The sequence below is a fragment of the Caballeronia sp. INML3B genome (assembly GCF_023631305.1).
Taxonomy (GTDB): Bacteria; Pseudomonadota; Gammaproteobacteria; order Burkholderiales; family Burkholderiaceae; genus Caballeronia; species Caballeronia turbans.
Genome location: NZ_JALQDI010000040.1, coordinates 408,590 through 431,392, shown reverse-complemented (window position 1 = coordinate 431,392; position 22,803 = coordinate 408,590). Strand labels below are relative to the sequence as shown.

35 protein-coding genes are annotated in these 22,803 nt (G+C 61.7%); 2 read left to right on the top strand and 33 right to left on the bottom strand.

Annotated elements, in window-relative coordinates; genetic code table 11:
* Positions 1-342 precede the first annotated feature (342 nt).
* Positions 343-900, top strand: coding sequence for a hypothetical protein (locus NCS58_RS17775; protein WP_250538841.1), 558 nt, complete (start codon positions 343-345; stop codon positions 898-900).
* A 21-nt stretch (positions 901-921) separates the two neighbouring features.
* On the opposite strand, the gene NCS58_RS17770 is transcribed toward NCS58_RS17775, so the two are convergent.
* The 16 genes from NCS58_RS17770 to NCS58_RS17695 form a co-directional block, all read right to left on the bottom strand.
* Entirely contained in the window at positions 922-1,314 is a 393-nt protein-coding gene (locus tag NCS58_RS17770) for a DUF1353 domain-containing protein (protein ID WP_250538840.1), read from the bottom strand.
* The gene (locus tag NCS58_RS17765; RefSeq protein WP_250538839.1) at positions 1,311-1,748 is read right to left on the bottom strand and encodes a hypothetical protein; all 438 of its coding nucleotides are present in this window, start codon (positions 1,746-1,748) and stop codon (positions 1,311-1,313) included. Before NCS58_RS17765 ends, NCS58_RS17770 begins: the two co-directional genes overlap by 4 nt.
* Positions 1,749-1,773: 25 nt before the next feature.
* Positions 1,774-1,983 carry a hypothetical protein gene (locus NCS58_RS17760; RefSeq protein WP_250538838.1) on the bottom strand — a complete coding sequence of 70 codons (210 nt, stop codon included), beginning with the start codon at positions 1,981-1,983 and terminating at the stop codon, positions 1,774-1,776.
* On the bottom strand, positions 1,980-2,408 hold the full coding sequence (locus NCS58_RS17755) for a hypothetical protein (protein ID WP_250538837.1): 429 nt from the start codon (positions 2,406-2,408) through the stop codon (positions 1,980-1,982). The genes NCS58_RS17760 and NCS58_RS17755 overlap by 4 nt, the downstream gene beginning before the upstream one ends.
* 59 nt (positions 2,409-2,467) lie before the next feature.
* Positions 2,468-2,779, bottom strand: a complete 312-nt coding sequence (locus tag NCS58_RS17750; protein WP_250538836.1) for a hypothetical protein — start codon at positions 2,777-2,779, stop codon at positions 2,468-2,470.
* Between the two features lie 8 nt (positions 2,780-2,787).
* Positions 2,788-4,257 (bottom strand): hypothetical protein, encoded by a 1,470-nt coding sequence (locus NCS58_RS17745; protein ID WP_250538835.1) that lies wholly within the window; start codon positions 4,255-4,257, stop codon positions 2,788-2,790.
* Positions 4,258-4,266: 9 nt separating this feature from the next.
* Positions 4,267-4,662 carry a hypothetical protein gene (locus tag NCS58_RS17740; RefSeq protein WP_250538834.1) on the bottom strand — a complete coding sequence of 132 codons (396 nt, stop codon included), beginning with the start codon at positions 4,660-4,662 and terminating at the stop codon, positions 4,267-4,269.
* Positions 4,663-4,677: 15 nt separating this feature from the next.
* Positions 4,678-5,235: a glycoside hydrolase family 19 protein gene (locus NCS58_RS17735; protein ID WP_250538833.1), complete on the bottom strand. Its 558-nt coding sequence runs from the start codon at positions 5,233-5,235 to the stop codon at positions 4,678-4,680.
* A 1-nt stretch (position 5,236) separates the two neighbouring features.
* Positions 5,237-5,614 (bottom strand): hypothetical protein, encoded by a 378-nt coding sequence (locus NCS58_RS17730; protein WP_250538832.1) that lies wholly within the window; start codon positions 5,612-5,614, stop codon positions 5,237-5,239.
* Between the two features lie 92 nt (positions 5,615-5,706).
* Positions 5,707-6,594 (bottom strand): FkbM family methyltransferase, encoded by an 888-nt coding sequence (locus NCS58_RS17725; protein ID WP_250538831.1) that lies wholly within the window; start codon positions 6,592-6,594, stop codon positions 5,707-5,709.
* A gap of 61 nt (positions 6,595-6,655) precedes the next feature.
* Entirely contained in the window at positions 6,656-7,195 is a 540-nt protein-coding gene (locus NCS58_RS17720; RefSeq protein WP_250538830.1) for a tail fiber assembly protein, read from the bottom strand.
* Between the two features lie 2 nt (positions 7,196-7,197).
* Positions 7,198-8,286, bottom strand: coding sequence for a phage tail protein (locus NCS58_RS17715; protein WP_250538828.1), 1,089 nt, complete (start codon positions 8,284-8,286; stop codon positions 7,198-7,200).
* 16 nt (positions 8,287-8,302) lie between these two features.
* Positions 8,303-8,965 (bottom strand): DUF2612 domain-containing protein, encoded by a 663-nt coding sequence (locus NCS58_RS17710; RefSeq protein ID WP_250538825.1) that lies wholly within the window; start codon positions 8,963-8,965, stop codon positions 8,303-8,305.
* Positions 8,966-8,968: 3 nt separating this feature from the next.
* Entirely contained in the window at positions 8,969-10,156 is a 1,188-nt protein-coding gene (locus tag NCS58_RS17705) for a baseplate J/gp47 family protein (protein ID WP_250538822.1), read from the bottom strand.
* Complete coding sequence (locus NCS58_RS17700) at positions 10,156-10,509, bottom strand: hypothetical protein (protein WP_250538821.1); 354 nt, start codon at positions 10,507-10,509, stop codon at positions 10,156-10,158. The genes NCS58_RS17705 and NCS58_RS17700 overlap by 1 nt, the downstream gene beginning before the upstream one ends.
* A 2-nt stretch (positions 10,510-10,511) precedes the next feature.
* Entirely contained in the window at positions 10,512-11,219 is a 708-nt protein-coding gene (locus NCS58_RS17695) for a Gp138 family membrane-puncturing spike protein (protein WP_250538820.1), read from the bottom strand.
* 5 nt (positions 11,220-11,224) lie between these two features.
* Here NCS58_RS17695 and NCS58_RS17690 point away from each other — a divergent pair, with 5 nt between their 5' ends.
* The gene (locus NCS58_RS17690; protein ID WP_250538819.1) at positions 11,225-11,530 is read left to right on the top strand and encodes a hypothetical protein; all 306 of its coding nucleotides are present in this window, start codon (positions 11,225-11,227) and stop codon (positions 11,528-11,530) included.
* A gap of 5 nt (positions 11,531-11,535) precedes the next feature.
* On the opposite strand, the gene NCS58_RS17685 is transcribed toward NCS58_RS17690, so the two are convergent.
* The 17 genes from NCS58_RS17685 to NCS58_RS17605 form a co-directional block, all read right to left on the bottom strand.
* Positions 11,536-12,525 (bottom strand): phage protein, encoded by a 990-nt coding sequence (locus NCS58_RS17685; protein WP_250538818.1) that lies wholly within the window; start codon positions 12,523-12,525, stop codon positions 11,536-11,538.
* Positions 12,522-12,830, bottom strand: a complete 309-nt coding sequence (locus NCS58_RS17680) for a phage baseplate plug protein (protein WP_250538817.1) — start codon at positions 12,828-12,830, stop codon at positions 12,522-12,524. The genes NCS58_RS17685 and NCS58_RS17680 overlap by 4 nt, the downstream gene beginning before the upstream one ends.
* Positions 12,827-13,510, bottom strand: a complete 684-nt coding sequence (locus NCS58_RS17675) for a phage baseplate protein (protein ID WP_250538816.1) — start codon at positions 13,508-13,510, stop codon at positions 12,827-12,829. The genes NCS58_RS17680 and NCS58_RS17675 overlap by 4 nt, the downstream gene beginning before the upstream one ends.
* Entirely contained in the window at positions 13,507-15,117 is a 1,611-nt protein-coding gene (locus NCS58_RS17670; RefSeq protein ID WP_250538815.1) for a hypothetical protein, read from the bottom strand. The genes NCS58_RS17675 and NCS58_RS17670 overlap by 4 nt, the downstream gene beginning before the upstream one ends.
* Positions 15,114-15,254, bottom strand: a complete 141-nt coding sequence (locus NCS58_RS17665; protein ID WP_250538814.1) for a DUF6889 family protein — start codon at positions 15,252-15,254, stop codon at positions 15,114-15,116. Before NCS58_RS17665 ends, NCS58_RS17670 begins: the two co-directional genes overlap by 4 nt.
* A 56-nt stretch (positions 15,255-15,310) precedes the next feature.
* The gene (locus NCS58_RS17660) at positions 15,311-15,709 is read right to left on the bottom strand and encodes a phage tail assembly chaperone (RefSeq protein WP_250538813.1); all 399 of its coding nucleotides are present in this window, start codon (positions 15,707-15,709) and stop codon (positions 15,311-15,313) included.
* 2 nt (positions 15,710-15,711) lie between these two features.
* Complete coding sequence (locus tag NCS58_RS17655; RefSeq protein ID WP_250538812.1) at positions 15,712-16,158, bottom strand: phage protein; 447 nt, start codon at positions 16,156-16,158, stop codon at positions 15,712-15,714.
* Positions 16,159-16,167: 9 nt separating this feature from the next.
* Positions 16,168-17,652, bottom strand: coding sequence for a DUF3383 domain-containing protein (locus NCS58_RS17650; RefSeq protein WP_250538811.1), 1,485 nt, complete (start codon positions 17,650-17,652; stop codon positions 16,168-16,170).
* 62 nt (positions 17,653-17,714) lie between these two features.
* Complete coding sequence (locus tag NCS58_RS17645) at positions 17,715-18,296, bottom strand: LIC_12616 family protein (RefSeq protein WP_250538810.1); 582 nt, start codon at positions 18,294-18,296, stop codon at positions 17,715-17,717.
* 1 nt (position 18,297) lies between these two features.
* On the bottom strand, positions 18,298-18,672 hold the full coding sequence (locus tag NCS58_RS17640) for a hypothetical protein (protein ID WP_250538809.1): 375 nt from the start codon (positions 18,670-18,672) through the stop codon (positions 18,298-18,300).
* 2 nt (positions 18,673-18,674) lie between these two features.
* The gene (locus NCS58_RS17635) at positions 18,675-19,154 is read right to left on the bottom strand and encodes a hypothetical protein (protein ID WP_250538808.1); all 480 of its coding nucleotides are present in this window, start codon (positions 19,152-19,154) and stop codon (positions 18,675-18,677) included.
* Positions 19,151-19,534, bottom strand: a complete 384-nt coding sequence (locus NCS58_RS17630; protein ID WP_250538807.1) for a DUF4054 domain-containing protein — start codon at positions 19,532-19,534, stop codon at positions 19,151-19,153. The genes NCS58_RS17635 and NCS58_RS17630 overlap by 4 nt, the downstream gene beginning before the upstream one ends.
* A 10-nt stretch (positions 19,535-19,544) precedes the next feature.
* On the bottom strand, positions 19,545-19,727 hold the full coding sequence (locus NCS58_RS17625; RefSeq protein WP_250538806.1) for a hypothetical protein: 183 nt from the start codon (positions 19,725-19,727) through the stop codon (positions 19,545-19,547).
* 10 nt (positions 19,728-19,737) lie between these two features.
* Positions 19,738-20,772, bottom strand: coding sequence for a DUF2184 domain-containing protein (locus NCS58_RS17620; RefSeq protein WP_250538805.1), 1,035 nt, complete (start codon positions 20,770-20,772; stop codon positions 19,738-19,740).
* 14 nt (positions 20,773-20,786) lie between these two features.
* On the bottom strand, positions 20,787-21,278 hold the full coding sequence (locus NCS58_RS17615; protein ID WP_250538804.1) for a hypothetical protein: 492 nt from the start codon (positions 21,276-21,278) through the stop codon (positions 20,787-20,789).
* Positions 21,279-21,290: 12 nt separating this feature from the next.
* The gene (locus NCS58_RS17610; protein WP_250538803.1) at positions 21,291-22,604 is read right to left on the bottom strand and encodes a DUF2213 domain-containing protein; all 1,314 of its coding nucleotides are present in this window, start codon (positions 22,602-22,604) and stop codon (positions 21,291-21,293) included.
* 18 nt (positions 22,605-22,622) lie between these two features.
* A complete protein-coding gene (locus NCS58_RS17605; protein WP_250538802.1) occupies positions 22,623-22,802 on the bottom strand; it encodes a hypothetical protein in 180 nt (59 codons plus the stop codon).
* Position 22,803 lies beyond the last annotated feature (1 nt).

Sequence of the window (22,803 nt, the reverse complement as noted above, 5' to 3'; positions counted from 1 at the left end):
CTTCTCAGCCTTATGTGACAATGGCTTTAGGCTAAAATAAGACGCTTTCGAAAAGCCCGAATTTGCACATTGACGCCCAGTGTAATCAATGACTTGCACACGCGTTTTTGACGAAAATGGCGCCTCAAATCCGACTAGGATTGCGCCACTGCCGGCGCTGCGAGCACTGGTGCTGAGACGTGGCGGACGGGAACCACGAGTTTTGCGTTCGTGGCGGCGGCATGCAGGTAACCTCGGCGCCTGAGATGGATGTGCACTTTGGGCGATGGCGATCGGCGTCGACGATGACGTTACGTCACGAAGACAGGAACGGTCCAGATCTTTCGCGGAGAAATAGGACGGATGGCAGACGGGGCAATAGTCGGAACGATTGTTGGTGGATTGATCGGCTTTCTGAGTTCGGCGGGGAACGACGTTCTGAAAAATCGTCGCGAGTCGAGAGCGTTGGCACACTCATTCCGAGGCGCGATAACCTCGCTTATAGAGATCGCCGAAGCGAGGAAGTACGACGCGGTTCTTCAATCTCACATTCAGCATATTCAGGCAGGCAATCCAAAAATTGTGCTTCGAATTAGGGCATCTCGCGATTACGTCGAAATATACAAGCGCAACGTCGACAAACTTGGGGCGTTGAAGGGCGATCTTCCAGAACTAATTCCTGCCTTCTACACGTACGTCAATTCGTTGCTGGAGGATGTTGACTGCCTCGCCCGCGGAGATTGGGATAGCGAGGGCGACGCCTTCTTTCTTACCGCTTACATGACGATGCGAGAGATGCTTCAAAAAGTGCGAGACCTGGCACAAGCTATTCGAAACGAAGTGGATCTCCGGTACCCAGAGAAGACTTGGGCGACACGGACGGCCGAGCTTATTTCAGCATCTCGTCGGCCACCGGAATAATGGATTGCATGGACAGTAATGCTAGGGCGCCACGGATTCGTTCGGCTGCCAGTGACTTGCGCCGCCGACGCGTACGCCAGCCCACATCAGCCACGCCCGCCAGATGGGAACGCCGGTCAGCAGCGACGCTTCCTTCAGCACGGCGTCGGCGACATCGCGGGTTACCGGGTGCATCGTATACAGCCAATCATGCACGACCGATGCCTTACGCGCTGAGTCACCCGCGAGCAGGAAGACGAGCGGCAGCCGCGGCACCGACGCCAGATCCGTCTGGAATCCGGCTGGCACGGTGAACGTCTGCCCTGCGACGTCGGACTGGTAGACGAGCGGCGCGCAGAGAATCCACTTGCCATCGTCGGAATTGTCCGCTGTGCGCAGATCGAGCGCATCGTTCGGCGGTACGAACGCGCTCATTGCGCGCTCGCGATCGCCGTTGCGATTGCGACCTGCGCCGCGGTAATCGCGATCTCGGCCGCCGTCTTCTGCGCCTGGTCGAGCGGCGACAGATCGATGATCCGAATGAGCGACGGAATCGCCTGATTCGCGAGCGCTTGAACGTCGGCAATCGAGAACGTGACCGGCGCACCGTCCGCCGTGTTGCTCGCGAATGCGCATACCCTTGATGTCGCCGCCGACGCCTGCAAGAGCTGCGCGATCGCATCGGCCGACAGTTGCGACTGCATTGCGAGCATCGAGCTCATGAACGGCTGCACGACGGCGCACTGCTTCACGACCTGCTTCTGCAGATTAGCGAGCGCGTCGCTTGCGGGGACGGTCGTCACGGTCGAGCATGCGGAGAGAAAGAGCGCGACGAGGCCTGCCGCGAGCAGCATGATGGTGCGTTTCATGGTGATTTCCTTCGAGGGTGGAGAGTTACTTGCCGAGCTTTGCCGAGACGCCGAGGCCGGCGAGGAGAGAAGCAGCGCCGACGCCATACGCCTGCATGTCGAACGGCTTGCCTGTTACGACGCTGAAAACTTCGAGAGCGAGTCCGACAACGACCGCGACGGCGGACCATGCATAGGCTGGCTCGAGCGTCACGTTGTCGTCACCGGTGACCAGCTGCAATAGTCGACGGATCATGCTTTCACCTCGTCCGGCGAGAACACGAAGTCCGCGCGCTGGTTGCGCTGCATTACGAAGATCGGATACGGCAGCATGTGGATGCCATGATTCCTGCCGCGGTGATGCTTCGCGCAGAGCACGAGCATGTTGTATTCGGAGTCGATGAAGTCGCTCGGCTCCTTGTAGGTCGACCAGTCAAAGGTCGGATGCATCGCGCGCATCTTGTCGAAGTCGATTCCGTTTGCATCTGCCCATTCGGCGTGGAAGTGATGCACCTCGCGCTGATCCTTCGAGCCGCAGACCCAGCACGGCGTATCGAGCACGGCGATCAGGTGATGCTTCGTTTTTCGGAACAGCGCCGACTCCGCGCGCGGCGCGTGATCCGGATAGAAGACGTCGATCTGTAGCGTCTCGTGCTGCTCGTGTTCATGTGCAATTTTCATGGCCGGAAATGAAAAAGCCGCCCGAAGGCGGCTGTCAGTCTGAGGTCGAGAAGCGGTTGTTACGTGACGCTGAGAAGCATGCGTGTGCCTACGGACACTGCGATCGTGCGGCTGTCGGTGGCGCCGCTGCTCGTGGTGATGGTGATCGTCACCATGTAGGTCACTCCGCTCGCTCCTCCGCCGAGCCAGAACGTGACGACGCCAGCGGACGTCGATGTCACCTTTCCGGCCGGGTTCACGTTGATTCCGGCGTCGGCGGTAACTGTGGCGTCCGCGATCGTCTCGCCGGACGAGAGCCATGCGGACCAGTCGATGTCGTACGGAAGAATCGCGGCTGGCGCTTTAGGCGGCAGCGGTTGAACAAAGCTCATGAAGCTCCTTATGCTGTAACGCGCCGTGACTCTGCCGGCACGACAAACCTGCGCGATTCTATGGCGACGGTCACACGCCGCGAATCGGCATCCACGACGCCGCGCCGCGACTCCGTCGAGACATTCAACGAGCGCTGTTCCGATAGCACCGATACCCGCGTCGCGCCGTGCACGACCGCGACAACGAATGACGCGCGGATGTCGCCACTCAAACTGTCGAGCACGCCGGCCAGAGCTGCTGTCATGGCCGGAACGTCTTGAACCTGAGCCGCGAACGCTCCCGCCACTCCTGCTAGCTCGCCAACGAGCGCGGCTCCGAGGTGCTCATCTGCCGAAACGCCGCCAGAAACGCCGACGAGCGCGCCAGATAACGAACCCGTCAGTTTCAGGGAGGCCGAGATTGATCCGCTGACGCCCGCAAGCACGCCGGCTATCTCCGCCCCTACACTGTCGATGACGCGAGCCGCGATACTGCCTGTCAGGCCCGCAAGCGCCCCACTCATCGAGGCCGAAATTACCTCGACCGCCTGGACCGCTCCGCTTACCCCCGACAGCGTGCCGCTCATAGCAGTGGCTAGCGTTTCGCTCGCCGAGAATGCGCCCGAGACGCCCACCAGACCACCGGACAGTGCCGCGCTGATCGCTTCGCTTACAGAGATCGCGCCGCTAACTCCCGCAAGCGTCGCGTTCAGTGTCGCGGGCAGCGTCTCGCCTGCTGCGATCGCGCCGCTCGCGCCGGCAAGCGCGCCCGAGATAGACGCCGCTATGCTCTGCGATGCGGACAGCGAGCCGGTCACGCCCGATAGACCGCCGGCCATCGCAGCGGAGAAACGCTCAGACGCCGAGATCGAACCCGTTACACCAGCGAGCGTGCCCGCGAGTGTCGCGCTCAGGCTTGCCGCTGCCGCAAGATACTTGACCGCATGCAGCATGACGTTGAACGAAGAACCGACGTTCGTCGTGATCGTCGCTTTAATCGTCAGCGTCTGAGATGCTGAATTCGCCGCCCAGGTGATCGTCGTGCTGTAGAACTTCTGGTTGCCGCTGCCGGTCGTGCCGGGTGAGACGGTGTAGGCGGTCGCACTGCCGTCGGATAGGGTCGCGGTGAGTGTGCACGCGCTTGAATACGCCGCCCAATAGATCGTCGCCGTTCGGCTGGTCGTATCGGCGGGCAGGACGATTTGATAGCCCTGCCCCGTCGCGGTCGTGTTGTCGACGTAGATGCCGCCAGCCAGCGCCGTCGCCGATGCCGTGGGCGTGCCATCCGTCCACGTCATTTTCGGGCCGTCTGTGTAGCCCGTCCACGTCACACCTGAACCGATCAACGTCGGCAAGCCGATCGTCGAGCCGCCGCCCGATCTCCGATTGACCGATGTGGCCGACTGCGGAAACTGAATCCAATCCGTCTGAACCGGCGATGAGAGATTGAAGGTCTCAGTGCCGGCGAGGACGGTATTCGAGCCGGTCAGAGTGCCCACAATGCGCCCTTATGCGTTGCCTTCGGTGAGCGTGCCCGAGCTCACGGTGACGGTCGCGTTCGCGACAATCGACGTTGTCGGCATCTGCACGATGCCGGTGTTCGCCGTGGTCGTGCTCACATCGAAGTCGGCGACAAACGTACCCCCCGACGTCGTAAGACGCGCCCATGTAGCCGTCCCGGTCGCGGACGCGGTCGCATTGCCGATCGCGCCGAACGTCAGCACGCCATTCGAGACGGTGCCGAGCGTCGCCGCGCACGTGTGCGCCGAGAGCGCTGTCGTCGCCGTGCCGCCGGTGGCGGGCTGCGTGCCGCCGTAGAGCGTGAGCACCGCGTTCGCGCCCGCCGCGTTGACGATCTGCGTGAGGCGGTTATTGCGAACGGTCGCGGAAAGTCCGATTTGCATGAAAGATCCTTTGGCTCAGATGCCGATTGCTTTCTTCGCGGCTCCGTACAGCGCGAGCCGTTGCTGATACCCATTCGGCATTGCGGAACTTGTCGCGCTGCCAACGTTGATCACCTTGCTGATCTGTAGAAACTTGTCAGCGTCGGCGTATCCGTTCAGGCCATGATTTGCCCACCACCAGCCCGCCGAGCTCGCCGCGTTCGCCGGCTGCTCGAGCAGCTCGGGATGAGTGATCAGGTCGAGATCAAGGCCGATGCTCGCGAGCTGGTAGTTCCGCCGCCCGGTGATCTGGATGAGGCCCCGGCCCATGAAGCGCTTTCCGTCGCCCGGCTGGTTGTTACCGAGATCAGTCCGCCCCTCATAGCGCGTCTGCGCGGGCGTTGGCCCCCAGATTTCGCGGGCATAGACGAGACCGCCCGACTCATGGCCGATCTGCGCGAGGAACGCGGCCACGCGGCGCGGCGTGTTAATCGCGAAGCGGTCGCACGTCGCCTGCAGATGCGGCAGCCATTGCGCAGCACGAAGCTGCGTCGCGCCGGTGCCGGCGGACACGATCGTCGAGTTGAGTTCCATGTCAGTCCAGATTCGGCCACTTGCCGTGAGCGAGCGCCCAGATAACTCCGCCGACCGTCAAGAACGGCCCGAGATAGATCGCTGCGCTGCGAAGGAAGCGCGCCATGCGCGCGAAGAACGTCGCGCTCTGCCCCGCGCGATTGAAGATGTCGATCAGTGCCCGCGTGTTGCTTTCAATGCGAAGGGATCGCTCATCCGCCGATTTCGTCAGCGCCGTGTTCTCCTCAATGGACTTGTGGACGGCCTCGAAGCGACGGTCAATCTGCTCTTGGAAGTCCTCGAACCTCTGATCGATCATCGCGAACCGCTCCTCGTTGCTGGGTCGGCGCTCCAGGTGCGCGGGTGGATTCAAAAGTTGGCCCCGTAAAAGAAAAGCCACCCGTAGGTGGCTTGTTGGAAATCGCTTTGCCGGTTATCCGAGCATGAAAAAGCCGCCCTAAGGCGGCTTGCGAATGGTGCTGGAGTCGTTGCCTAACCGCAGATGACGTTGGCGGGAAGGTTTGTAAAGAAGAAGTCCGGATACTTCTCATCTATGAGGCGTAGGCCGAGCTCGCCTATCACTGGAAGCACCCGGTCTTTTTGCTCCTCGTATATCTCGATTTGCAGAATCACATGGTTATTCGCCACGAGATTGCGCATACCGAGCAGCGCCTTATCCTCATGGCCCTCAACGTCCATCTTGATGACGATGTGGGCGCCTTCAAAATGAAAAACATCATCGACTGCGAAGGCCTTTACCGGGCGCGCTGTCATGTTCTGCTCGTCGGCCGAGACGATACGTGTGGCGCCTCGGTTCTTGTCAGCGTGTGAATGACTGCTTTGCATCATCAACACGCCGGGGGCGTCGCTGATCGCGCCATGATGCGCGGTCACCACATCATCGAGCTTGTTCAGAAAAATATTCGCTTGCAGTTGCGCGAAATTGTACCGGTCAGCGTCTACTGAGTGAATGACCGGGAAGATGCCGGTGCTGTGCATCATCAGCGTGTAATAACCCCAGTACGAACCGAGGTCGAGAAACACCGCGTCACGCTTTCCACGGAACACTTCGGCCAACTGCATGAGGCGTCGCACCGTCGCACCTTCCCACTCGCCGGTATGAATGACCATGTGATCGACGATCGACGAGTCATCTAGAAGCAGGCGGAAGCCGTTTATCTCGTGAATGTCGACCTCATGCTTGGGCGCGGTAACTGGCGCGAGCGGCGTCATTACTTGCGTCAGCCGGTCGATCGAATGCTCTATGGAGGTGAGGCCGTCGCGCAGATTTGACAGATGGCGAAGATCGTCGCCGATACCGATCAAAATCGAATATACCTTGATAGCTTGTCTGAACGGCGTAATCTGCGCCAGTCTCATCTTTTTCCTCGATGTCAATGTGGCGGCACTGTAAGGCCGCGCACATTGTACCGAAGCTACCTTACGCCGGAGCGGTCGGCCATGTCGGCGACGCGAGCGTCAGATCGACACGATTTACAGCGACGCGGTAAACCTTCCACGCCTTGAGGAGCGCCGTTTCGGTATCCGTCGCCTCACCGAGATCGACCGCGTCCTGCAGCGGCGCGATGGCGGCCGTCGCGACCGCAAGGAAATTGTCTCGTCGTCCCGTATTGAACGCAAGAATTTGATCGGCGGTCATCGCGGGCGTTTCTGCAACGGGGCCGATAAAAGTTGTGCCGTCATATTTGAATCCTGTGGCGACCGTTACACCGTCTTTAATTTCGATCGCCGCAAATCCGTCCGGAATGAGCCAGCCTGATGCAGGGACGGCTGGCGTTACTTCCTCATATGTGGCATCGACGGCGGGTGTCAGTTGTTTCCCGTCTTCATCGTATGTCGCGGGGATAGCAGGCGTCACTTCCTTATAGGTCGCATCGACGGCGGGCGTGTACTGAGTACCATCCCACACCACGATATTGACGACCACGCCGTCTTGGACTACCGCGTAATTTTTATCCACGATTAGAATGCTCCGCCGAATTCATAAATAACAGCTACGCCTGCTTGACCAGTACCGCCCGATCCGGCTGAGCCGTTGTTCACGCCAATGGCGCCGGAGCCACCCGAACCACGTCCCGTTCCCCCTTGACCATTTACAACGGCGGTATTATTCGCCGTGGATGGCTGACCGCCGCCGCCAAACCTGCATGAACCGCCATAACCCGACAATCCGGCGAGCGTGGAAATGGCAAACCCATTTCCGCCATTCTGACCGACCACCAGCAAGCCGAAGCCGGATGCGGTGCCACCGGTGCCCCCGTTGCCACTATTGGACACGGTTGTAATTAGGGCACCCACCTGACCGCCTACGCCTCCCGCCGCCGTCAGCAGCGCGCCGAATGTCGTGTTGCCGCCATTGCCGCCCGCCCCACCGGACGGAATCCCCGCCGCACCAATAGTTACGGTTTGCGCGGTCGGGTTCGTTACGACAGCTTCGACATATCCGCCGGAGCCGCCTCCGCCGCCCATGTTAAGCGTCCCGGAGCCACCAGCTTGTGCGCCGCCGCCAGCGCCGCCGCCGCCTTGCAACATCACAAGCGCAAACTTAGTTTTTGCGTTAGGCGTCCAGGTTTGCGTGGACGTGATGACCGTAGACGTAATGAACTGTCCCGTCAGTTGACCGGCGGCCAACGCTTGCGTGCTAATTGATGCATTTGCTACCGCAAAAGCTCGGGAAGCACTACCTCCGATACCAGCGAGATTGGCCTGCGCGTACTGCAGACTTACGGCATTCGTTGAGGTGGTCGGATCAGCGACATTAAATAGCTGCGATGCTGATCCGTTGACGGCAGCCGTAGACGCCTTCAGGTTTGCAAGAAGAGTCGCGGTGGTGCCATCATCAACGGAATTCACACCCGTTCGGTCGGCAATGAACTGCGCAAGAACCGCAGCCATGATGCTCGACTGCCGCCACGTTTTGTTCAGTGCGGCGGACTGAGCGACTCCGGACGAATAGCCGTTGGCGATGGCTGAGAGTGCTGCGTATGCAGACTGCGACAGAACGTTCGCAGATCCGCCAACCGCGAACGGAAGGAAATCATTCGTTGCCATTTATGCTCCGTGATGGTCAGGCAGCGACGCCCCATGCGCCGACGTCGAAACCGGAAATCAGATTGTTCTCGACGTCGAAACCGAACAGCGGGCCGCCTGGATTCGATGTCACGAAATAGCCGTCGATGTGCACGGCTTCGGGCTTCAGCGGGATATATCCGCCGCGCAGCAACGCAAGGAAGATCGCGCTCGGCACTTCTCCGGCAATGCCATACGTGATGGACATGTCACCGTTGTCTTGAAGGAAGACATACGTGCTGCTGTCGAAGATGCTGTTTAGGATCGCGGCCGATGTGCCGAGCGTGCCGTCCCAACTGTTCGCACCGATCTTTGCGCGGATCAAGAGCCGATAGGTCTCGTCGTCGAGTGACACCACGCCCGTCGTTGGGTCAAACGGCCCTTGCCACACGCCCTGATCGAACCCGAGTCCTGACGTATCGAGCGAGAAGTAGACGCCGGTGAGCGGCGTGTTGACGGTTCGAGTTACGCCAACCCACAGCCCAACAGCGTCGAGCTGCACGCCAACCGCTGAATCGAGATCGAACGAAGACGGTGTCGCGGCGAGCTGGTTCTGAATGTCGACGAACGCCTGCGCGACGCCGCCGACCATCGCCATGAAATTAGGCTTGTCGGCGTGTTCAGATGTGACGAGTCCGGTGTAATCGGTAACGTCGGCCATAGTTCAGGACACCGTGAGAGTCACACTAGCCGGCGCGCACGTCGCAGACTGATTGAAGGCCAGAGGTACATCAGGAGACCCTGCGCCGCCCGGACCTGTAAGCGTCAGAGACGTGATCTTGAACGTGTTGCCGCCGCTCACGCCCTTTGCTGCCGCGATGCACGAGTCCCACTCCACAGCGCCCGCAGCCCCGCCACCGATCGCGACAGAATTTACATAGTCGGAGATCGCCTGCTGAACGGCCGCGCCGACTACGGATGAATAGCCGGATAGCGCTTTCAGCGAGACCGCTACGGTGATCGCTTGCGTCGTCGGACGGTAAAAGTTGATTGGATGCGGGATGCCGTAGACATCTGTCACAGTGACATTCGTCGTTCCGTAGGTGCCGCCGCCTGGTGTCTTCTTTGCTGCGATGGCGTTTGCAATCGCGGTCGAGTCTCCACCCTCCACGACCAGCGAAATCGTGTGCGGCGGCAACGTGTTTGAATCCGTCAAGTTCGTGTCGTTCTCGTATGCCGCGTATCGCGTGACGCCAGAGACTCCAGCGACGGCGCCGATGATGCCCGCCAGCACTGTGAGAGAGGGAATCGCAACCGACGTCGCCTGACGCTTGCGCAGCGCTGCATCTGTCTCGACAGGCGCGCCGGGATCCGCGTCGCTCGCTGCCGTTGCCGACTGCCAGCCGCGCGTCGGCGTCGAGATCTGCAGCGCCGTGCCCGAGGCGAGCGTTACAGCGCCGTCCGTTTGGCACGTTGCCGTCGCCACAATTGAGCCGCCAGAAGGAACCAGCACGCTCGCCGGAAGCGCCCATTGATTGGTGCCGTCCGAGACGATGCCGTTCGTGATCGGTGTGCCGGCCTGACCGACGAGCGTTACGTCGACGGTCGATTGCGACGATACATTGCGCGCGATGCCATTGATCTTGACGACGCTCGACAGATTCGCGCCTTGCGCCGTCGCGGGCGAGAATGCGTTATAGCAGGCAACGGCACCGTTATTGCAGTCGTTGATCGCGGAGGCGATCGTCGCAATCCACTGGCCGTCCTGGCTGTCAGGCGTCACGACGGCGTCGGAGCCATAGATGCTCTGAAAAGTCGCGATCAGGCTTTGATAGACATCGTTGAACGAGGGGATAGAGATCCCCGCGCTCGTGATCGTCGGGCCGAGCGTTGCGAGAGGGTAAGTCGCCATCAGAGAGCCGCCGTGATTGTCGTTTGGCCGTAGATCGTGTCGATGGTCGCCGCCACCGTGAAGGCGCGCGTCGAAGGATCGACGACGCTCGCGTAGTCAGCGATGCCGGTCACGCCCTGCGTTTCGAGGATGCGTTCTTGCACTGCGAGGTCACGCGTCGCCGCTGTTCCGGTGCCGAGGATCTCAGTCGCGTACGGCGTGCCCTCCGTCGTATCGAGAAACCACTCGCCCGTCGAGAGCTTGAGCCGCGTCAGCACGAGCTGCGCGACAGCCGATGGCGAGTCGACGAGGAAGTTCGCCGAGCCCTGGCCGAACGAGTAGTCGCCGTTTTCGTCGAGAGTGCGATAGCGCATGATCAGTTCGGCGGGTTCGTATTGCTGCCTGCACCGTTTTCGTGGTGCGTGTGTGTGCTAACGCTCTTGCCGGCCGCGGTGACGTCGTTGACGACCGTGATCGGACCTTGCAGCGTCGCGGGGTATTTCGTCGAGCCGGTGCCCTGAGCCAGTTGGCCGTTCAAAGTGATCGTCGGAGCATCGACTTCGAAGCCGCCGGGTGCCACGACTTTTACCGCCTTTGATGACGGGTTCAATTCGATGTACGCGCTGCCGTCGTTGCTGCGAAGCTGCACTGCACTCGTGCTCACTCCGTCTATCTTCATTGCCTGCGAGAACGGCCCGAGAATCGCGAATCCGTCCGACAGGTCATGCATCCGAAGCTCGGCCTGCACCTGAACACCGCCGGACTGCCACCACGCATCGATGCAGCGCGACGCGAACACGATCAGCGCCTCGTCGCCTGACGCGACCGGGAACGTCAGCGTGCAGCCGCCGCCGCGCGGGAAGCACACTGGAACGTCGACAAGCAACGGAAGCGTGACCCACGAAGTGCTACCATCCTGCGCGCGCACCTGTGCCTGAATGGCGGGTTGCGCGGTGCAGGTCAATGCGCTAGCGTCGAAGCTCTGGATGATCGCGGGGAGCGCCGTCCAGAGTCCCGCCTGATTGCCGCCGAGCGCGGCGCGCAGCGCGTCTTCAATGCTGGCTGTCCGTTCAATTTGGAGCATATCGAATGAAGAAGTTGATCGCTTTCACTGCGCTGCTGCTTAGCGCTGCGATAACGAACAGTCACGCCGCATCCGAACCGGGAAGTGATTCCTGGAATAGATGCCTGCAGCGCGGAGTTCAGAAAGAAGGCTACAACGCGACCGGCGCCGCCAAGGACGCGGACGTTATCGTTCATCTTCTGATGACGGTTTGCCCCGATGAAACGATGGCTTGGAATAGTCAGTGCATGGCGTCCGGCCGCAGTCAGCAAAACTGCCAGATGGAAGAAATGCTCACCGCTTCTAAAGCAATTCGCACATACGGAAAATAGTTCTGTCAGCCAGCGGCATCGACCGAGGAGCTTTGCGCAGCACTGATGTCTACTGCAAGGCAGATCATGTCGACATACCATTCGTTACCCCGAGTGTCTCCGACAAACTCTGCCTGCATCACACGGTACGTGCCTTCCTTTGTTGTTGGCGAAGCCGCTGGATTTGCGTTTTGTGCAAAGCTCAACCCTGACTGCTGAGACGTGATGCGCGTGATGTCACCCTCCCCGATTCGCACAAGGCAGCCGATTCGAATCAGGGGGTTGAGCAGCGCTCTGACGACTACGCCTCCCTCCGTGGCAACCGGCACGCCGACGAGGCCTGTTGTTGACGACAGAACCACGGCCTCACCAGGCCGATAGCCAGTGATAGGGACGACGGTCAGTTCGCCATTTTGGATGCTCCATCGAAGCCCCGTGTTCCTTGCCCAATCACGGGCGTAGTCCCTCGCAAGGCCAAACAGCACCTTGCCGCGCGCCAGAGTATTCGCAACGCCCTGAGCGGCGCCAATGATTCCCGGAGCATCAGTTGCAAACTTCATCGAATAAGGGGACGGCGACGCTGCATCCGTCGACTGCGGAGCTCCAGGCGCCTGCGCTTTGACGATCGCGCTGACGATGTCCTGCTGCGAAGCTCCCGCTGCAATCGTCTTGTTCAGGAGCGCGCCGTTGTACCAGATGTCGCCGTCTGCCGCCCAGATGTCGACGAACGAATCTACGTTGCGCTCCTTGCCCGATCCGGTTTGCTTGATTGATCCGAAGAAGATTGCGCCGAAGTTGCCTTGCTGGTAGCCGGCCTGTAGAACGATCGTCGAATATTCCTTTCCTATTTTCTCGGCTGTCTGTTTGCTGAGGTTGTAGACACGCACGTGCACGGTGTTCGGCGTCTGTTTGTCAGAGTTTTGCGTCTCGAACCTAAAGCGCAGTTCGGACAGGTCGAGAAATGTTTTCCCGTCTCCGACGAGAAGTTGCGCCTTTCGAATCCACTGATCGCTCATGATGTCAGGAAGTACAAATGCCCGGTCGAGCCGAGGTTACCGAACGTCGGGACGGCGTCCGGGTCATTGTCCGTCTGCACCACCAGTTGCCCGGTGAAGCCGAGATATGCGTATTGCCCAAGCAGATCGACGCCCGTCACGAGCGGGACACTCCCGACCATCGGGTTGCCCGTCGCGTCCGCAATGTCGAGCATCCACGCGGCGGCCGGCACGTTCCAGCGGATCGTCATCTTGTAGGTGACGCCGCCGAGCGCGATACTGAACGTCTGCGGTTTGGCCGACAGCGGAATCTCGTATGCGGTCATGGAAGTGCTGTTACGTTGATGTTCGGCGCCGGGACTGGCGAGGTCACCCCTGCGTCTTCAGGCGACGCGGTGCTCGCCGGGTTCGACATGTTGCTCGAATCAGGAACCGTCACCGTCTGGGTCTGTGCCATCAAAATCTGACGCATCACGATGCGTATCAGCATCGAGTTCTCGGTGTCCTTGTCCGTGGTTGTGGACAACGATTTGATGATCATGTTTTTGTACGGGCGCTTCCCGGTATAGACCGTGAATAGCGTTCGAGCCTGATATGCGGAGAGCAGGTTGTCGTACGCCTTCTGAACCGGTGAGACGCCACCACTCAGCAGGTTGATGACGCCCGCCCCGAATTCGACAGCGCCGATGAGCGCGCGCGCGGCGCTGCTCTGCGCGGCGACCGAGCCAGCCACAGCGCCGAGCAGGCTCGTCGAATTTGGGCTGTTCGACCATCCGGCTGTGATGATCAGGTCCGCCGGACGCACGAAAGCATGATCGGCGATGACCGTGCCCTGCTCGACCGGATGCTCGGTCACTTCGAGCTCGTCCTGGTGGACTTCCTCAATGGTCGCGTGCGCAACGATCGACGACCCGCCGTCCTGCGCGACGAGCTCACGCTTCGGCTTCATTGTCAGAAGCTGAAGCCCGAGCTGCGCGCCCGATTCGATGAAGCCGAGAACGCTCACACGTATGCTCCTGTCATGTTGCGAACGAGATCGGCATTCACGCGCGACTGCTCACCGGCGACCGAGCGCCCGGTGCCGCCCGGATCGGGCGAGCCGTGCACGTGCACGTCAGTCTTCTGATTGAAGGTCACAGACTTTGACGCGGCCTGCGCGGAGTTCGTGCCGAGCTTTCCGTATGCCGAGCCGTTCTCGTGCTGGAAGATAGACCCAGCGACGCCCTGCAACTGATCGCCCGACAGCACGGTGTCAGCCGAGACGCCCAGTTGCTTAGCGACCGCCGCGATATATGCCTGCGTGTCGTTCTCATTTGCCGGCGCCCAGCGCGAAACAATTTTGCGGATCGTATTGAAGCCGCGCGCGGTATAGCTGCGCAGGAGCTTCGCCGTCGCTTCGATGCCAGTTCGCATGTCGGAGAAGACTGCGAAGCCGCCGCTGTCTGCGCCGATCGCGCCTGCGCTGCGCGCGAAGTCGCCGTATCTGATGTTGCCCGGGTTGTTGTTCCGGATGCCGCGAGGCGCACCTCCCCAGTTGTTGTCTCCTTTCCCGAGATCCAACTGAGCTGATTCTGTTTCCCGGCCGCCAGACGGAGCCGCGCCGGCCCACTGCTGGAACGCGTACCGCTTGCGCTTCACCCATGCGATGAAGGCGCTGTCGTTCGGGTTCGCGTCGGGAGGCGCATCGCCTTGCGCGGCCTGGGCCGCCTGCGAATCGCTGCCGCCAAACCAGCTCGCGACGCGCGCGACGCTGCCGACGATGTTGCCGATTACCTCAGCGACCTTTCCCGCCTTATCGAGGAAGACATCGACGTCCTTCCCGACCTTCTGCCAGTCAATGTCGCGCACCCACTTTGCAACCGCTTCGAGCGCGGTCGCAATCTTGCGTGCGGTCTCATCCGCGTGCCCAAATGCCCACTTCTCGAACTCCGTCGCGATCTGCGCGAGGACAGGAGCGAGATGCTCCTGCAACAGCACCCAGAAAATATGAATGTCGTTGGTCAGACTGCGGATCGAGTTGTCGAACGACATCCCGGCCTGCGCGGCACGCTCGGGATTCAAATGAAACGCGCCGAGCTTTTTCTGATACTCCGCCTGCGCCGCCTGGAGCTTCGGCAGCCCGTTTTCGAGCATCAGCAGCGTGTCGGGATCGATCCCGAACAGGCCCGCATACTGCGCCGCGATGTACGGCTGCATCTGCTTCATCTTGCCGATGAAGCTCTCGAATTGCTCGAGCGGGCCGTTGCCGGTGACGCCGAGCTGCGTGAGCAGCCCGTTCATGCCCGGATTCAAGCGCAGCGTGCGCGTGAATCCTTCAAGCGACGCCTGCGCCTGATCTGCTGTCAGCCCGATCTGGCCGGCGGCATACCGCAGCGCCATGATGTTGCCGACCGTCTCGCCGGTACGCTGCGATGCGTAATACAGGCGCTCCATCTCTCCCGAGATGATTTTCACGCCGGCAACGACAGCGGCTGCCGTTGCGACGACCGCCGTGCCGAGCTTCATCACCGTCTTGGTGACGCTCTGGAGCGACAGCGTGAACTTGCGCAGGCTCGTCTCGTCGGTCTTATAACCGATCGAGACGAGAAACTCCTTGATGACTTCTTCGTTCATCGCTTCGTCCGTTCCATGTGTTCCTGCACGCGCGTTTCGTTCTCGCGCTTGACCGAGAGCGCGTCATTCAGCAGCGCGATGTCGCACAGATCCAGCGTGCCGTCGATCAGGGACTCGTACTTAATGAGCCCCTCCATGACCGGCAGCAACAGCCAGTCTTCGCCATCAGGAAGGGAGACGAAGCTGATCCCGCTCAGGCCGCCGCGGTCAACGTCGACGGCCCGCCGGGAAAAAAACTGCCGAGGTTTTGCTGGATGACCGCGACCGCGAGACGAAGCATCGTCGGCAGGTCGATGTCCTGAAACATCAGGCCGCCGCCCTTGACCATGACGTTCTGCCAGCCTTCGCCCTGCTGGCGCTGCACGACCATGAGGCACGTGTCGAGCACGTAGTCGGTGTCCTCGTCGGACATCTTTGCGAGCGCTTCCGCGATCGGGCTGACGAGTTCGGCGAAACCCTTCGCCTCCGCTTTCAGCGCACCACCGAGGCCCGCGAGCAGCGGCGCGAGCCGCCGCGCGACGTGGAACTGCTTCTTCGCATCGAGGCGGCCGATCCTGTAGGACTGGCCGTTGATGTCTACGATTCCGCTCATGGTCAGACGCCCGCGGCGAGTGCCGGATCGATGATGCCGGCGTTGAATTCCCATTCGATCATGCCCGCTTCCTTGGCGAAATCGTTCTTCGGGAACTTGGCGAACGCGACGCCCTGGCACGTGTACACATCACCGCGCACGGTGTCGGTCGCCGTGAAAATGTTCTGCGCCCAGTTCGCCGAGCTTGTGCGCTGGAAGTTGTACATCGCCGACAGGAGAGCGTTGGTCGGCGAGGTCTTTTGCAGGCGCACGGTCAGCTTGCCGGCCTTGCTCGGGTTGAGGCTGTGCATCGGCGTGCCATCGGCGCCGATCTTCATGTTGTCGGCATCCTCGGAGAACTCGACCGTGAAGCCTTCCTCCGAAATGCCGCAGCCGGCGCCGAGCGAAATTGCGCCGCCGGGGCCGATCAGCGACGCATTGAAATTCAGAAACGAGTACGTTGCGCTCATCTAAACCCCTTACTGGTTGACGGTGACAGCGATGTCCGCGCTGTGGATTGCGCCGGCTTCCTTCGCTGCGATCTGGAACTTGACCGACTTGCGCGCGGCGCGATCCGCCTGGCTCTGGTTTGCGATAGGCGGCGCAAACACGTAGAAGCCCTTCGGCATGTAATCGCCTTGGCTCAGCGTGCCGAACCCGCCGGAATTCCACGTGCCCGGCGCGAGGAAGCCGTTCGTGACGTACTGCGCGCACACTTGCTCGAGCGTCGTCGCGATCAGGTGATTGCCCGCGTCGGTCTGCGGAATCTTCGTCGTGCTCGTGTAGAGCAGGTTGAAGACAGCGTTCTGCAGGTCGATTGCGAAGTTGTCCGCGCCGATCACCGAGTCGATGAAATCGCCCGAGCAGCAGACGCCCTGCTCGATGATCGCGGTGTTGTTGTCGTAGGCGACGAACACGTTGCAGTTAAACGCTTCGAGCGCGTTCGCCTGCGTGCTGTTCAGGTTCTCCGCGGTGATGCCGGGTTGCTGCTTGAACTTGAGCGTGATGACCGTGTTGTTGCCGGTGTAGTCGGTCGTCAGGATGCGCGCGAGCAGCGAGGCGGCCGCGTACGCGTTCGAGCTCGAATACTGGACGGCCGTCTTCTTGTAGCCGAGGCCCATCAGTTGATAGGCGATGTTCGTCGTGTCGCTAGCGACGAGCACGCCTGCTTCCTGCGTGGTGACGCCGTAGAAGTGCTTCGTCGACGCGGCTTCGATGTAGGCAGCGACAGCGAGGTGATCCGCGTCAACAGCGCTCGGCACGGTCAGCGCGTACCACTGCTGCCCGTAGTTCGCGTCGAACAGCGTCACCGCCGAGACCGCAGATTCTGCGGCCGCGCCTGCAGCGACATACGCGCCGGAGGTCGTCGACGTCAGTCCCATGAGACCCGAGATGTCCGTGCCCGACGTGGGGGCCTGCGCGAAGCTCACGGACGACGTCGCGCCGGTCGTCGCGCTCGTGATCTCGAAGCGGTTGAACGTCGAGTTCCAGACGCAGATGCCCGCGCTTGCGAGTGCGGTCGTCACCGCCGAGGCAACGCCGTTCAGGTTCGTGACGCCGGTCAGGCTGATGCCCGACAGCGTCTTGAGCGTGCCGTCGATCGTGATCTTCATGCCGCCGGACGAGACCGCGGTGAAGTTCGACAGCGCCTGCTGCGCGGCCGACAACGTGCCGCCGAGCAACTGGCCGGCGGCGGCCGTCTTCGCCCACCGGCCAACCATGACGGTCGTCGGCTGCGGCGCCTGCTCAAACCAGAGCACGGCGGCTTTGTATTCTTCGGCGGACGTGCCGAAGTCGGTCGCCAGGTCGTCGATGCTTTCGTACGTGCGGAAGCGCGACACGAGGTCGATGACGTTGGACGTGCCGAGGATCAGCAGCGTCGAGGTGTTTTGAGCCTGCGCAGCGGACTGCGTGAGCGTGATCGCGACCTTGACCAGTCGGCTGATCGGCAGAGTGTTCGCCATGTGTGCGTCCCGAAAAGAAAAAGCCCGCACGCGGCGGGCCGATGAATCCGATGTGAATGGGCTTACTGCTCGACGACGAAGTCTGTCGTTTCAGGGTCGCGGTCGATCGTGCCTTGCGCGGACAGCAGATTGAGCACGCTGTACGTGCGCTCGACCTGACGACGCACGCGAAATTTCAGGTCGAAGCGTCGCTGCCACTGCTGATTGAGCATCTCGGGCGCGGGGATCACTCGGCCGACGTCGACCAGCCCCATGCCGTCCAGCACGAGCATGCCGTGGTTCTGTGCGACGAAGATCCCGTCGCGTGCCTGCGCGGCGTATTGCATCGCGGCTGGCCCATAGAAGCTGGCGAGCAGCGTAAGGATCTCGTTGCGGTAGAGCTTGTCGGTGCCGTCCGTATCAGGCACGTGGACAATCGTCGGCGCGAAATCCTGATCGATGTCCGTGATGCCGATCGCGCACCAGTTCTGGTTCGGCTCGGGCATCTTCGGCACGGTAGGCTGCCAGCGCGGCCGCACCATGGCGCCGGGCAAACCCGTCAGCCCGACAACCAACTGCTGAAAGACTGCGTCGAGCGCGGCATCTTCGAGCGGCGGCGACGGCACGTCCGGCTGGAGATAGCCGCCGGTGCTGGAATCTGTCATGTCAGCCTCCCGAGAACGGGATCAGCGCGCACTGCGCGGCCACGAATCCCTGCCCATACGTCGACCAGTCGCGCACGTTGACGACGGTGTATTGCCTGCCCTGCCACGTCACGACGTCAGCATCGAAGCCGGTTTTCCCGTCGATGAGTTGGAAGCGCGTGTGAATCGTGATCGAGCCATCGATGCGCGCGCCGTCCGCGCCGCGCATCAGTTGATCGCCGGTGTCGTTCGTGACGACGCCGGAGAACGCCGAAACCGTCGGCGTGTTGACAGCCATGCCATCGTCGCCTACCGTCTGCGCGCTCCGCGTGCATGTCAGCGAGTTATCGACGAAATCCGGATCGGTCAGCAGGTCGGAGACGTCGAGCAGAGGCATGGTCAGGTCTTTTTGCGGACCACGTAAGTGATCGAGTTGCGAAGCTGGCCGGTATCGACCAGCGTATTCGTGCGAGTGACGCCGCGCGCGCGCCGCGCCGCAAGCGTCGAGTCAGCCAGTTTCGGCTGGATGTTGCTGTTGATCTTCGCGCGCGCCGCGTTCTGCCCGATGAGGCCTGCGGAGTGCAGCGTTTGATCCGCCTGATCTTGACCGTTCAGCGCAGCCTTCGCGCCCTTGCCGAGCCGGTCGGCGATGCGGTCCTGGGCATCACGCACACCAGGCACGAGCCACGGACGAGCCGGGATGTTCGCCTCTGGTGCACCGTTCTCTTGGATGTAACCGATCTGCGCGTTGCTGATCGGCTCGTCATCCTTGCGCTCGGGCGCGCTGTCGGGGATGCCGACGAGCACGTCCTTTGTCGCGAGATCGCTGACGGCCTTGATCACAGCCGCGACCTTATCGCGAGTGACCTTGACCGTCATAGCTGCATCCCGCCTGCGCCCATGAGGCGCGCCATGCCTAGAAAGCGCGTCCCGTAGGATGTCAGGTTCCAAAAGCCCGCATCGGCAAGGCTGGCCGCACCAGTGTCGTAACTGGCGCTCACCTTGTCGACAGCCTTCGACGACAGCGGCCCGGAGGATTGCCCAGGAATGCCGCCGCCTGCCGCCGCCTGCTGATCGCGAGCGGCGATCGCGAGGTGATGCGCCGTGACGAGCTCAATCCCGATGTTGGTCAACTCGCCCCAGCGGCACTCGTTCACGAGCGACGATCCGACCGTCAGCCACAGCGTGACCAGAGAATCGGGGTATCGCGTCGTGTCGGAGAACTCGGGGAAGTCTTGTCGAAATTGGGCTGGTGTCACGGCTCATTCCTCACTTGGCGTCCGCCTCGGTTTTCGCAGCCTTCGCCTTCTCTTCCTTCGGCGTGTCGGCATGAGCCTTGACGTACCAGTGCTCGGCGGTCGAATCGTCGACGGTATGATTGCCCACCGCGAACTCGCGGTGTTCGCCGTCAACGTTCAGGCGGAAGGCGGTATGGACGTGAATCTTTGCCATGCTCGCCTCCTTAGATACCGTCACGGTAGCCGATCGTCTCCGGATACACCACTTCCACCACGCCCAGACGGCCGAAATAGGTCGTCAATTGGCGGATGTCGCGGTATTCCAGCGGCGTGCGCTGCAGCGGCACCATCGGGAAGCGGACCTTGTCCTCTTCCTTCGTGTATGCAGCCATGCGGTCGGCGTTCGCGGTGCCGCGCTGATACAGCCACTTTAGCGGCTGGATGTTCAGCGGACGACCGTTGATCGAGTTCGAGATCGTGTTCTGCTTCAGGTACTCGAGCACGCTGATGTTGCCGGCGCTGGAAACCTTCATGCTGACGATCAGGCCGAACTTGGCCGGCGGCAGACGCAGTTCGCTCGGGCAGATCGAGTATGCCGAAGCAGCCCACACGCTGGTCAGGAGCTCGTTCACGTCCGCGAGGATCTGGTCGGCCGTCGCGGTCGCCCAGCCGCCGGTCTGCGCGTTCGACAAGTTCGTCACGGCTGCGTTGTTCACCAGGCCCGTCACGCCCAACACGCCATCGCCGATGTAGACCTGCTCGTCGATGTCCATGTTGTGCTTGAGCTGCATGCCGGCGAACTTCTGCTGATCCACCGGGCGGCCGAGCTTCTGAGCCGATTCCAGTTCGGGAATCGTCCAGCCGATCTGCATGCCCCAGAGGGTCAACGGGTTGGCCGTCTTGCCGATGTCCAGCGCGATGCCGGCGATCGCCGTCGCATCCTTGCCGATCCACGACTTGCCGTTCGGCGAGGCGCCGCCGGCCGCCGCGAACGACGAGTTGGTGAACGACGACGTTTCGTCAGCAATCGACACATCCTCGCGGAGGTCGATGTCGCGCGACCACGTCACCGACGCCAGCGGCATGTGCAGACGCTGATCGAGGCGTTCGAGTTCGCCGATCAGGAACGAACCGGTGCTGTCGATCGTGCGCGAGTCGAACGTGAGCATGCTGTCACGCGTGCGCGAGCGGGTGATGACCGCCGGAGCGCCGACGATTGCCATTGCAGCCATCGCCAGCGGTTTGATGATTTTGCTCATGTGGTGATGGCCTCTTAGATGTTGAAGGCGATTTCGACGTTGCCGTTCGCGTCGCCAGCGTTCGTGAACGTCGCGCCGGTGATGGCGATCGTGTTGGTGGAATCCGACGCTGCTTCGATGCCGCCGATCGGCTTGCCAGCAGCGGCGTTCGCGACGCGGACATAAACCTGGCTGCCGAGCGCCGGCGTGCCTGCGTTGTTCTTCACGGTCATGTAGCCGCGGCGCAGGACGTTGGCGATGCCGGTCGTGGGCGGCGTCGAGGTGCCGAGCGGGTCTTGCGAGCCGCCGGTCGGGTACGGGCGCACGAGCGCGCCGTAGACGGCGGCCGCCGTGTCACCGGCGCCGATCGGCTGGAACGTGCCGCTGACGATCTTGCCGAAAAGTCCGAAGCCCGCGAACGGTGCGCTGGAGTTCAGCGGGATCGATTCGACCGTTGCTACCGATGCGCGGCTCAAGTCGCCGGGAATGCCCGAAGGCATGCGATACAGAATTGCGTTGCTTGCCATGAGGCATTCTCCTTAATGAGCGGACCGATCGGCCCAGAATTCGCGGTTGCGCTTGTTGAGGTCGGCGACCGTCGAGCGCTTGCCGAAGTCCTTCGTCGTGACCGACGAGTCGTGCGCGCGGGCGTTGTTCTGCGCCTTCATCAGTTCCGACGCGCCCATGAATGCGGCGTGCACCAGTGCGACGGGCATCTTTTCGAAGTCCGCCGTCTTGCCGCCGACGAACGGCGCGATCGCGGCGCGACCTGCCTCGGTCTGATACGCCAGATCGAGTGCCTTGCGCTGGCACTTGCAGAGCGAGGCGGCCTGGTCGGCGGTGCTCGCCTTCGAGTCGAGCGTCGGGAGCTTGATGCCCGGCGAGAGGATTTCGGCGCGCGAGAGGATCGTCTTGGCGGAGTCGCCGGTGTAGAGGTCGACTTCGGCCTCGTTCAGCTTGCCTGCCGTTTCGGGCTTGGTCAGATCGCCTTCGTCGCCGGTCTTCTTGGCCGCGGCCTCTTCTTCCTCGCGCTTCTTGCGCTCCTCTTCCGACTCTTCGTCGCGCGCTTCGATCTTCGCCATGCGCGCGTCGAGCGCCTTCACGGTGCTGAGGATCTGGGCGAGCGCGTCGCCGGTCTTGCCTTCCTTCTCCTTCGCTTCGCGAGCAGCCTTTTCTTCCTCCGACTCTTCGTCGTTGGCCTTGGCTTCTTCGAGCGCCTCCTGCATCGCCGCTTCATCGCCCGCCTTGAACGCGGTCATGATGCGGTCCCACACGGTGCGCTTGCCCTTCGGCTTGCTGTCGAATGTCTTCATTTCATCAGGTTCCTTATCTCCGATCGCGCAACGCGGGCCGCAACGCCCACGCTCCACGAGGGCTACGTGGTTGACAACGATGTTCCGCTGAACCCCGCGGCCGGGTGACACCTGTTCGTAGTCGGCCTCGTACCCAAGGCTGACTTCTTCGATTCCGTCTTCCTGAACGGCCTTGATGGCCTCGGCCTCGGTCACCAGCAGGTCGGCAACGATCAGATCGTCTTCGATACCGGAGCCGCGCCGCACGTTGAACATCGTTCCGCGCGAGAGCGCGCCGAAGTTCGACGGGTCGACGAAGTCGGTCGGATGGTCGAGCGTGACGGGCTTGCCGACGCAGCTCGCGAGCGTCTCGTCGCGAAACACTTCCTCGGGCGTGCGGCTGATGCGGATCAGGCCATCTGGACCGGGCTCGACGGGCACCTCGCCGGCGCCGTAGAGCATCTCGCCGGTGCGCGCGACGGGCACCTCTTCGCAAAGCAGGAAGCCTTCGGGCGTCAGCGATCGCTTCGGCCCGAGCTTCTGGATGGTGTAAAAGCGCATGGATTTCCTCGCGCGCCCTTATTTGTAAGGGATTCGCTCGTTGATGAGGCCGGCCAACTCAGTCACCCATTCGACAGGGATCAGAAGCTGAGCCTCGCTGTAACGCTCGATCGCGCCGAGAATCTCTTTCAGCCGGCGCTCGTCGTGAATGTATTTCGGCACAAGCCCGAGCGGTGGTTTGCGTTCGCGTTCGCACATA

Coding starts and splice junctions, on each gene's coding strand:
- NCS58_RS17775 (WP_250538841.1), top strand. CDS start 343: ATGGCAGACGGGGCAATAGTCGGAACGATTGTTGGTGGATTGATCGGC.
- NCS58_RS17770 (WP_250538840.1), bottom strand. CDS start 1,314: ATGAGCGCGTTCGTACCGCCGAACGATGCGCTCGATCTGCGCACAGCG.
- NCS58_RS17765 (WP_250538839.1), bottom strand. CDS start 1,748: ATGAAACGCACCATCATGCTGCTCGCGGCAGGCCTCGTCGCGCTCTTT.
- NCS58_RS17760 (WP_250538838.1), bottom strand. CDS start 1,983: ATGATCCGTCGACTATTGCAGCTGGTCACCGGTGACGACAACGTGACG.
- NCS58_RS17755 (WP_250538837.1), bottom strand. CDS start 2,408: ATGAAAATTGCACATGAACACGAGCAGCACGAGACGCTACAGATCGAC.
- NCS58_RS17750 (WP_250538836.1), bottom strand. CDS start 2,779: ATGAGCTTTGTTCAACCGCTGCCGCCTAAAGCGCCAGCCGCGATTCTT.
- NCS58_RS17740 (WP_250538834.1), bottom strand. CDS start 4,662: ATGCAAATCGGACTTTCCGCGACCGTTCGCAATAACCGCCTCACGCAG.
- NCS58_RS17735 (WP_250538833.1), bottom strand. CDS start 5,235: ATGGAACTCAACTCGACGATCGTGTCCGCCGGCACCGGCGCGACGCAG.
- NCS58_RS17725 (WP_250538831.1), bottom strand. CDS start 6,594: ATGAGACTGGCGCAGATTACGCCGTTCAGACAAGCTATCAAGGTATAT.
- NCS58_RS17715 (WP_250538828.1), bottom strand. CDS start 8,286: ATGGCAACGAATGATTTCCTTCCGTTCGCGGTTGGCGGATCTGCGAAC.
- NCS58_RS17710 (WP_250538825.1), bottom strand. CDS start 8,965: ATGGCCGACGTTACCGATTACACCGGACTCGTCACATCTGAACACGCC.
- NCS58_RS17705 (WP_250538822.1), bottom strand. CDS start 10,156: ATGGCGACTTACCCTCTCGCAACGCTCGGCCCGACGATCACGAGCGCG.
- NCS58_RS17700 (WP_250538821.1), bottom strand. CDS start 10,509: ATGCGCTATCGCACTCTCGACGAAAACGGCGACTACTCGTTCGGCCAG.
- NCS58_RS17695 (WP_250538820.1), bottom strand. CDS start 11,219: ATGCTCCAAATTGAACGGACAGCCAGCATTGAAGACGCGCTGCGCGCC.
- NCS58_RS17690 (WP_250538819.1), top strand. CDS start 11,225: ATGAAGAAGTTGATCGCTTTCACTGCGCTGCTGCTTAGCGCTGCGATA.
- NCS58_RS17685 (WP_250538818.1), bottom strand. CDS start 12,525: ATGAGCGATCAGTGGATTCGAAAGGCGCAACTTCTCGTCGGAGACGGG.
- NCS58_RS17680 (WP_250538817.1), bottom strand. CDS start 12,830: ATGACCGCATACGAGATTCCGCTGTCGGCCAAACCGCAGACGTTCAGT.
- NCS58_RS17670 (WP_250538815.1), bottom strand. CDS start 15,117: ATGAACGAAGAAGTCATCAAGGAGTTTCTCGTCTCGATCGGTTATAAG.
- NCS58_RS17665 (WP_250538814.1), bottom strand. CDS start 15,254: ATGGAGGGGCTCATTAAGTACGAGTCCCTGATCGACGGCACGCTGGAT.
- NCS58_RS17660 (WP_250538813.1), bottom strand. CDS start 15,709: ATGAGCGGAATCGTAGACATCAACGGCCAGTCCTACAGGATCGGCCGC.
- NCS58_RS17655 (WP_250538812.1), bottom strand. CDS start 16,158: ATGAGCGCAACGTACTCGTTTCTGAATTTCAATGCGTCGCTGATCGGC.
- NCS58_RS17650 (WP_250538811.1), bottom strand. CDS start 17,652: ATGGCGAACACTCTGCCGATCAGCCGACTGGTCAAGGTCGCGATCACG.
- NCS58_RS17645 (WP_250538810.1), bottom strand. CDS start 18,296: ATGACAGATTCCAGCACCGGCGGCTATCTCCAGCCGGACGTGCCGTCG.
- NCS58_RS17640 (WP_250538809.1), bottom strand. CDS start 18,672: ATGCCTCTGCTCGACGTCTCCGACCTGCTGACCGATCCGGATTTCGTC.
- NCS58_RS17635 (WP_250538808.1), bottom strand. CDS start 19,154: ATGACGGTCAAGGTCACTCGCGATAAGGTCGCGGCTGTGATCAAGGCC.
- NCS58_RS17625 (WP_250538806.1), bottom strand. CDS start 19,727: ATGGCAAAGATTCACGTCCATACCGCCTTCCGCCTGAACGTTGACGGC.
- NCS58_RS17620 (WP_250538805.1), bottom strand. CDS start 20,772: ATGAGCAAAATCATCAAACCGCTGGCGATGGCTGCAATGGCAATCGTC.
- NCS58_RS17615 (WP_250538804.1), bottom strand. CDS start 21,278: ATGGCAAGCAACGCAATTCTGTATCGCATGCCTTCGGGCATTCCCGGC.
- NCS58_RS17610 (WP_250538803.1), bottom strand. CDS start 22,604: ATGCGCTTTTACACCATCCAGAAGCTCGGGCCGAAGCGATCGCTGACG.
- NCS58_RS17605 (WP_250538802.1), bottom strand. CDS start 22,802: ATGTGCGAACGCGAACGCAAACCACCGCTCGGGCTTGTGCCGAAATAC.